This is a genomic window from Stenotrophomonas sp. GD04024 (genome assembly GCF_029837545.1).
GTDB lineage: Bacteria > Pseudomonadota > Gammaproteobacteria > Xanthomonadales > Xanthomonadaceae > Stenotrophomonas > Stenotrophomonas forensis.
The window spans coordinates 1-6,756 of the sequence record NZ_JAOEDV010000130.1; the positions used below are offsets into that span (position 1 = coordinate 1).

General features: G+C 66.4%; 7 protein-coding genes. All 7 read left to right on the forward strand.

The features are described from left to right. Positions 1–118 precede the first annotated feature (118 nt). The 7 genes from ndk to der all read left to right on the forward strand — a co-directional run bounded on the left by ndk (position 119) and on the right by der (position 6,750). Entirely contained in the window at positions 119–544 is a 426-nt protein-coding gene (gene ndk / locus N7590_RS21515) for a nucleoside-diphosphate kinase (RefSeq protein ID WP_008265389.1), read from the forward strand. A gap of 10 nt (positions 545–554) precedes the next feature. Beyond that, the gene (gene rlmN, locus N7590_RS21520) at positions 555–1,760 is read left to right on the forward strand and encodes a 23S rRNA (adenine(2503)-C(2))-methyltransferase RlmN (protein ID WP_005409296.1); all 1,206 of its coding nucleotides are present in this window, start codon (positions 555–557) and stop codon (positions 1,758–1,760) included. After that, positions 1,747–2,532, forward strand: coding sequence for a type IV pilus biogenesis/stability protein PilW (gene pilW / locus N7590_RS21525; RefSeq protein ID WP_008268338.1), 786 nt, complete (start codon positions 1,747–1,749; stop codon positions 2,530–2,532). The genes rlmN and pilW overlap by 14 nt, the downstream gene beginning before the upstream one ends. 18 nt (positions 2,533–2,550) lie before the next feature. Continuing rightward, entirely contained in the window at positions 2,551–3,423 is an 873-nt protein-coding gene (locus tag N7590_RS21530; protein ID WP_164242794.1) for a RodZ domain-containing protein, read from the forward strand. Between the two features lie 65 nt (positions 3,424–3,488). Further along, the gene (locus tag N7590_RS21535; protein ID WP_008267058.1) at positions 3,489–4,127 is read left to right on the forward strand and encodes a tetratricopeptide repeat protein; all 639 of its coding nucleotides are present in this window, start codon (positions 3,489–3,491) and stop codon (positions 4,125–4,127) included. Continuing rightward, a complete protein-coding gene (gene bamB, locus N7590_RS21540; RefSeq protein WP_164242795.1) occupies positions 4,127–5,335 on the forward strand; it encodes an outer membrane protein assembly factor BamB in 1,209 nt (402 codons plus the stop codon). Before N7590_RS21535 ends, bamB begins: the two co-directional genes overlap by 1 nt. A gap of 17 nt (positions 5,336–5,352) precedes the next feature. Next, positions 5,353–6,750, forward strand: coding sequence for a ribosome biogenesis GTPase Der (der, locus tag N7590_RS21545; RefSeq protein WP_008264979.1), 1,398 nt, complete (start codon positions 5,353–5,355; stop codon positions 6,748–6,750). The last annotated feature ends 6 nt before the right edge of the window (positions 6,751–6,756 follow it).

The following is a 6,756-nucleotide window of genomic DNA, read 5'->3' on the forward strand; positions in this document are numbered from 1 at the left end:
CAGCGCTTTATCTTTTACAATTCGCCTACGTTTATCAGGCTAAGCCCGCGTCCCGACGCGGGTTTTTTTCATGTTACCCTTCGGGCCATCAGCGGCCCGATTCCATTGGAGACATCCCATGGCGCTGGAGCGCACCCTTTCGATCATCAAGCCGGACGCCGTTGCCAAGAACGTCATCGGCGAAATCTACGCCCGCTTCGAGAAGGCCGGCCTGAAGGTCGTGGCCGCCAAGTACAAGCAGCTGTCGCGCCGTGAAGCCGAAGGCTTCTACGCCGTGCACCGCGAGCGTCCGTTCTTCAACGCGCTGGTCGAGTTCATGATCTCCGGCCCGGTGATGATCCAGGCCCTGGAAGGCGAGAACGCCGTCCTGGCCCACCGCGACCTGCTGGGCGCCACCAACCCGAAGGAAGCCGCTGCGGGCACCATCCGCGCCGACTTCGCCGAATCCATCGATGCCAACGCCGCCCACGGCTCGGACTCGGTCGAGAATGCCGCGATTGAAATCGCCTACTTCTTCGCCGCCACCGAAGTCGTTTCGCGCTGAGAGTAATGCCGTGAACGAGGTCGTACAGTCCCCCGCCATCCAGCCGCTGCCGAAGTCGGCACCCACGGCTGGCAAGCAGAACCTGCTCGACCTCGATCGCGCGGGCCTGGAGAAGTTTTTCGTCGAGGTTCTCGGCGAGAAGAAGTTCCGTGCCCATCAGGTGATGAAGTGGATCCACCATCGCTACGTCACCGACTTCGATGAAATGACCGACCTCGGCAAGGTCCTGCGCGCCAAGCTGCAGGCCCATGCCGAGGTGCTGGTTCCGAACATCGTGTTCGACAAGCCCTCCGCCGACGGCACCCACAAGTGGCTGCTGGCGATGGGCGTGGATGGCAAGAACGCCATCGAGACCGTGTACATCCCCGACAAGACCCGCGGCACGCTGTGCGTGTCCTCGCAGGTCGGTTGCGGCCTGAACTGCACGTTCTGCTCCACCGCCACCCAGGGCTTCAACCGCAACCTGACCACCGCCGAGATCATCGGCCAGGTGTGGGTTGCTGCACGCCACCTGGGCAACGTGCCGCACCAGATGCGCCGCCTCACCAACGTGGTGATGATGGGCATGGGCGAGCCGCTGATGAATTTCGACAACGTCGTGCGCGCCATGAGCGTGATGCGTGACGACCTGGGCTACGGCCTGGCCAACAAGCGCGTGACCCTGTCGACCTCCGGCCTGGTGCCGCAGATCGATCGCCTGTCGGCCGAAAGCGACGTGTCGCTGGCGGTGTCGCTGCATGCGCCCAACGATGCGCTGCGCGAGACCTTGGTGCCGCTCAACAAGAAGTACCCGATCGCCGAGCTGATGGCCTCGTGCGCACGCTACCTGCGCGCCAACAAGCGCCGCGAATCGGTCACCTTCGAATACACCCTGATGAAGGGCATCAACGACAAGCCCGAGCATGCCCGTGAATTGGCCCGCCTGATGCGCCAGTTCGACAACGCGGTGCAGGCCAAGGATTCGGGCAAGGTCAACCTGATTCCGTTCAACCCGTTCCCGGGCACCCGCTACGAGCGTTCGGAAGAAGCGCACATCCGTGCCTTCCAGAAGATCCTGCTCGACAGCAACGTGCTGACCATGGTGCGGCGTACCCGTGGCGACGACATCGACGCTGCCTGTGGCCAGCTCAAGGGCCAGGTGATGGACCGCACCCGCCGCCAGGCGGAGTTCAACAAGACGCTGCAGGCGGGGAAGGGGAGCGATGCCGCGGCCTGACCGCCTCTGGCTGGCCCTGTTCGCAGGCGTGCTGGCCCTCTCGGTCGGCGGCTGCAAATCCCAACCCAAGGCCAAGCTGGGCCCCAGCCTGGCGCCGGTGTACTCGGTCCGCGATCCGGACAACGTCCGCCGTCAGGTGCGCTGGCAGGATCTGCTCGCGCTGGCCGCCCGCGACATGCAGGTCGGCAACCTCGATGCGGCCGAGCGCAAGGCCCGTGAGGCGCAGAAGCTGGCGCCGGAGGCTCCGGACGCGCTGGTGCTGCTGGCCGGCATCGACGAGCGCCGTGGCCGCACCCCGCAGGCCGGCGAGAGCTTCCGCAGGGCCGCCGAACTGGCGCCGCAGCGCGGCGACATCCTCAACAATTACGGTGCCTGGCTGTGCCAGCAGGGCCGGCCGGCCGAGTCACTGGTCTGGTTCGACCGCGCGCTGCAGGCGCCGGGCTATGCCACGCCAGCCGAGGCACAGGCCAATGCGGGCGGCTGCGCACTGGATGCCGGCCAGTTCGAACGTGCCGAACGCGACCTTCGCGCGGCGCTGACGACACTGCCTGACAACCCGGTCGCACTCGAGGCGATGGCCCAGCTCAGCTTCCGCCAGGGCCGCTACATGGAGGCCCGGGCCTTCGCCGAACGTAGGATTGCGGCTGCACCCGCAACGCGTTCCGTGTTACAACTTGCGTCTCAAATCGAAGCGCGGCTGGGCGATCGGGCGGCATCTGATCGCTATCTCCAGCGGATTCGACAGGAATTTCCGCAGGAAGCGGGCTCCTAACTCCAGGGTTGATGCATTGTGATTGATGACCAGACTGTGAGCGCTCTCGAGACTGCGGCCGGCTGCGGCACCCGCCTGCGCCAGGCCCGCGAAGCGGCCGGACTGACCCTCGAGGATGTCGGCACGCGCCTGCGCATGCCGGTCCACGTGGTCAACTCGCTGGAAGAGGAACAATGGCAGAGGCTCGGCGCGCCGGTGTTCGTGCGTGGCCAGCTGCGCAGCTATGCGCGCCTGCTCAACGTGGATGTGAGCCAGCTGCTGGAGCAGGCCCAGGTCGGCCCGGTGGTTCCGCCCACCCTGGTCAGCCATACCCATACCCCGCGTGCGCGCCGCATTGCCGAGAACCTCGGCCGGCGCATGCTCTATGTCGGCATCACCGCTGTCCTGGCCGTGCCGGTGTGGTTCGCCACCCGTGGCCACTTCGACGGTAGCGCCACCCCGTCGCCGAACACCGCCTCGCTGGACGCGATCCCGGCCGCCGTGCCGGTGGCTCCGTCCGCCGCGGGCGTCGAGCCGGCCACCCCGGTTGACGTGGCGAGCGCCCCGGCCAGCAAGCCGGCCGCAACCCCGTACGTAGCCTCGCTGGCCCCGGTGCCACGTTCGGCCCCGGCGCCGGCCGCTGCCGCCAACACGTTGGAGATGCAGTTCAGCGGCGACAGCTGGGTCGATATCGGCGGCCCGGACGGTGCCACCGTCGAGAAGGCGCTGATCAAGTCCGGCGAAAGCCGCAGCTTCACCCCGGGCCAGGTGACCCGGGTGACCCTGGGCAACGCCTCGGCGGTCCAGGTTCAGCAGAACGGCGCTATCGTCGATCTGACCCCCTACCAGCGAGCCAACGTGGCACGCTTTCAGGTATCCTCTGAAGGCTCCGTAGTCCCGGTTTCGCACTGAGGCGCGGTTTCACCACCTTCGATTAAACCCAATGGTCCCTCCCGATGGGCGGGGCGAGAGTACGCATGGCGATCGACGATCTGCTCGACGAGCACGAACAAAGTGAACGCGTCCGCAGCTGGCTGCGGAAGAATGGCGCCAGCATCCTTGGTGGCGTGGTCATCGCCATCGGTGCCATCGCCGGCTGGCAGTGGTACCAGAAGGATCAGGGCGGCAAGCTGGCCTCGGCCAATGTCGAGTACCAGAAGGCGCTGCTCGGCCTGCAGCAGAACAAGCTCGACGATGCCTCCAAGGCAGTGAAGGCGCTTGAAGCCGGCCCGTCCAGCATCTACGGCGACCTCGCGGCGCTGCAGCTGGCCAAGGCCCAGGTCGACGCCGGCAAGAACGAAGAGGCGCTGGCCACCCTGCGCGGCGTGAAGGTCGAAGGTGACCTGCAGCGCGTGGTCGACCAGCGCGTGGCCCGCCTGCTGGTGGCCACCGGCAAGAGTGACGAGGCGATCAAGCTGCTGGGCAGCGCCGCCGACAGCAGCAGCCTGGAAATCCATGGCGATGCGCTGATGGCGCAGGGCAAGCGTGACGACGCCCGTGCACAGTACGAGAAGGCGCTGAAGTCGCTGGACGTGGCAGCGCCGCAGCGGCGCCTGCTGGAAACCAAGGTTATGGATGCCGGCGGCACGGTCGCCGCCCCTGCGGAGTCGGTTTGATGAGTCAGAAGGTCATGATCACCCGCGTCGTCACCGTGCTCCTGATGGGCATGGCCCTGACCGGCTGCAGCACCGTGAAGGGCTGGTTCGCCGGCAAGGACGCGGCAGCGAAGAAGGCCCAGGAGCCGGCTGAACTGGTCAAGTTCGAGCCGAGCGTCAAGGTCAACAAGGCCTGGTCGGTCAACCTCGGCAAGGGCGAGCGCCGCATCGGCGTGCGCCAGGGCCCGGCAGTAGCCAACGGTCATGTGTTCGCTGCGGCGATCACCGGTGGCGTGCACGCCATCGACCTGCAGACCGGCAAGAAGGTCTGGACCTGGGAGCCGCAGAAGGAAAAGAAGAAGCCGAAGCTGCGCCTGTCCGGCGGCCCGGGTGTCGGTGAGAACCTGGTCGTGATCGGCACGCTGGATGGCCAGGTCATCGCCCTGGACATCAACGACGGCAGCGAGAAGTGGCGCGCCCGTGTTCCGGGTGAAGTCATTGCCGCTCCGGCCGTGGCCCAGGGCCTGGTGTTCGTGCGCAGCAACGATGGCCGCGTCACCGCCTTCGATGCCGGCAACGGCACCCAGAAGTGGTTCAACCCGAGCGAACTGCCGGCGCTGACCGTGCGCGGCAACGCGCCGGTGGTCACCGGCCCGGGCGTGCTGTTCATCGGCAAGGACGAGGGCGCGGTTGCGGCCCTGGCCCAGCAGGATGGCCGCACCCTGTGGGAACAGAACATCGGCAACGGCGAAGGCCGTACCGAGCTTGAGCGCATGGCCGACGTTGACGGTGCTCCGGTACTGGAGGGCAACACCCTCTACGTGAGCAGCTTCAAGAACCAGACCATGGCCATCGAAGGCCCGACCGGTCGCCCGCTGTGGGCGCGCGACCATGGCGGTGCCGGTGGCGTGGCGGTGTCGTCCGGCAATGTGTTCGTCACCGACAACAAGGGCGGCGTGTTCGGCCTGGACAAGGCAACCGGCGCGGCCATGTGGTCGCAGACCGAGCTGGCGCGTCGTTCGCTGACCGGCCCGGTGCTGCAGGGTGATTACGTGGTCGTCGGTGACTACAAGGGATACGTGCACTGGTTGAAGACCTCCGATGGTGCGATGGCGGCACGGGCGAAGAGCGGCGGTGACGCCCTGCTGGCCCAGCCGGTCGTCGCAGACGGGGTGCTGCTGGTGCAGAACGTTGATGGCAAGCTGACCGCCTTCCGGTTGGCAAATTAAAAATTGGAGTAATCGCGATGCTGCCTTTGGTCGCCCTGGTTGGACGGCCGAATGTCGGCAAGTCGACTATTTTCAATGCGCTGACGCGCACCCGTGACGCGCTGGTCCATGACCAGCCTGGCGTCACCCGCGACCGCAACTACGGTGTCTGCCGTCTGGACGAGGACAACCATTTCCTCGTCGTCGACACCGGCGGTATCGCGGAAGAGGAAGAGGGCCTGGCCGGTGCCACCACCCGCCAGGCCCGCGCCGCTGCGGCGGAAGCGGACCTGATCCTGTTCGTGGTCGACGCCCGTGAGGGTACGTCGGCGATGGACGATGAGATCCTGGCCTGGCTGCGCAAGCTGTCGCGCCCGACGCTGCTGCTGATCAACAAGATCGACGGCACCGACGAGGACAGCGTGCGTTCGGAATTCGCCCGTTACGGCTTCGGCGAGATGCTGACCGTGTCGGCCGCGCATCGCCAGGGCCTGGACGACCTGCTGGACGAAGTGATCCAGCGCCTGCCCGAAGAAGGCAGTGGCGAAGAGCTGGACAACGATCCGAACCGCATCCGCATCGCCTTCGTCGGCCGCCCGAACGTGGGCAAGTCGACGCTGGTCAACCGCATCCTCGGCGAGGAGCGCATGATCGCTTCCGACGTGCCGGGCACCACTCGCGATTCGATCGCGGTGGACCTGGAGCGTGACGGCCGCGAGTACCGCCTGATCGATACCGCCGGCCTGCGCCGTCGTTCGCGCGTGGACGAGGTCGTCGAGAAGTTCTCGGTGGTCAAGACCATGCAGTCGATCGAGCAGTGCCAGGTGGCCGTGCTGATGCTGGATGCCACCGAAGGCGTGACCGACCAGGATGCCACCGTGCTCGGCGCCGTGCTCGATGCCGGCCGCGCGCTGGTGATCGCCATCAACAAGTGGGATGGCCTGACCGAGTACCAGCGCGAGCAGGCAGAGACCCTGCTGTCGCTGAAGCTGGGCTTCGTGCCGTGGGCCGAATCGGTGCGCATCTCGGCCAAGCATGGCTCGGGCCTGCGCGAGCTGTTCCGTGCGGTGCACCGCGCGCACGAATCGGCCAACAAGACCTTCACCACCAGCGAAGTGAACAAGGCGCTGGAAGTGGCCTACGAGACCAACCCGCCGCCGACCATCCGCGGTCACGTCTCCAAGCTGCGTTACGTGCACCCGGCCGGCGCAAACCCGCCGACCTTCATCGTGCATGGCACGCGCCTGAAGGAACTGCAGGAATCGTACAAGCGCTACCTGGAGAACTTCTTCCGCAAGCGCTTCAAGCTGATCGGCACCCCGGTGAGCTTCATCTTCCGCGAGGGTACCAACCCGTACGAGGGCAAGAAGAACGTCCTCACCGAGCGGCAGGTCAAGGCCAAGCGGCGCTTGATGAAGCACGTCAAGGGCAAGTGATCTGCG

Coding starts and splice junctions, on each gene's coding strand:
- bamB (WP_164242795.1), top strand. CDS start 4,127: ATGAGTCAGAAGGTCATGATCACCCGCGTCGTCACCGTGCTCCTGATG.
- ndk (WP_008265389.1), top strand. CDS start 119: ATGGCGCTGGAGCGCACCCTTTCGATCATCAAGCCGGACGCCGTTGCC.
- der (WP_008264979.1), top strand. CDS start 5,353: ATGCTGCCTTTGGTCGCCCTGGTTGGACGGCCGAATGTCGGCAAGTCG.
- N7590_RS21535 (WP_008267058.1), top strand. CDS start 3,489: ATGGCGATCGACGATCTGCTCGACGAGCACGAACAAAGTGAACGCGTC.
- pilW (WP_008268338.1), top strand. CDS start 1,747: ATGCCGCGGCCTGACCGCCTCTGGCTGGCCCTGTTCGCAGGCGTGCTG.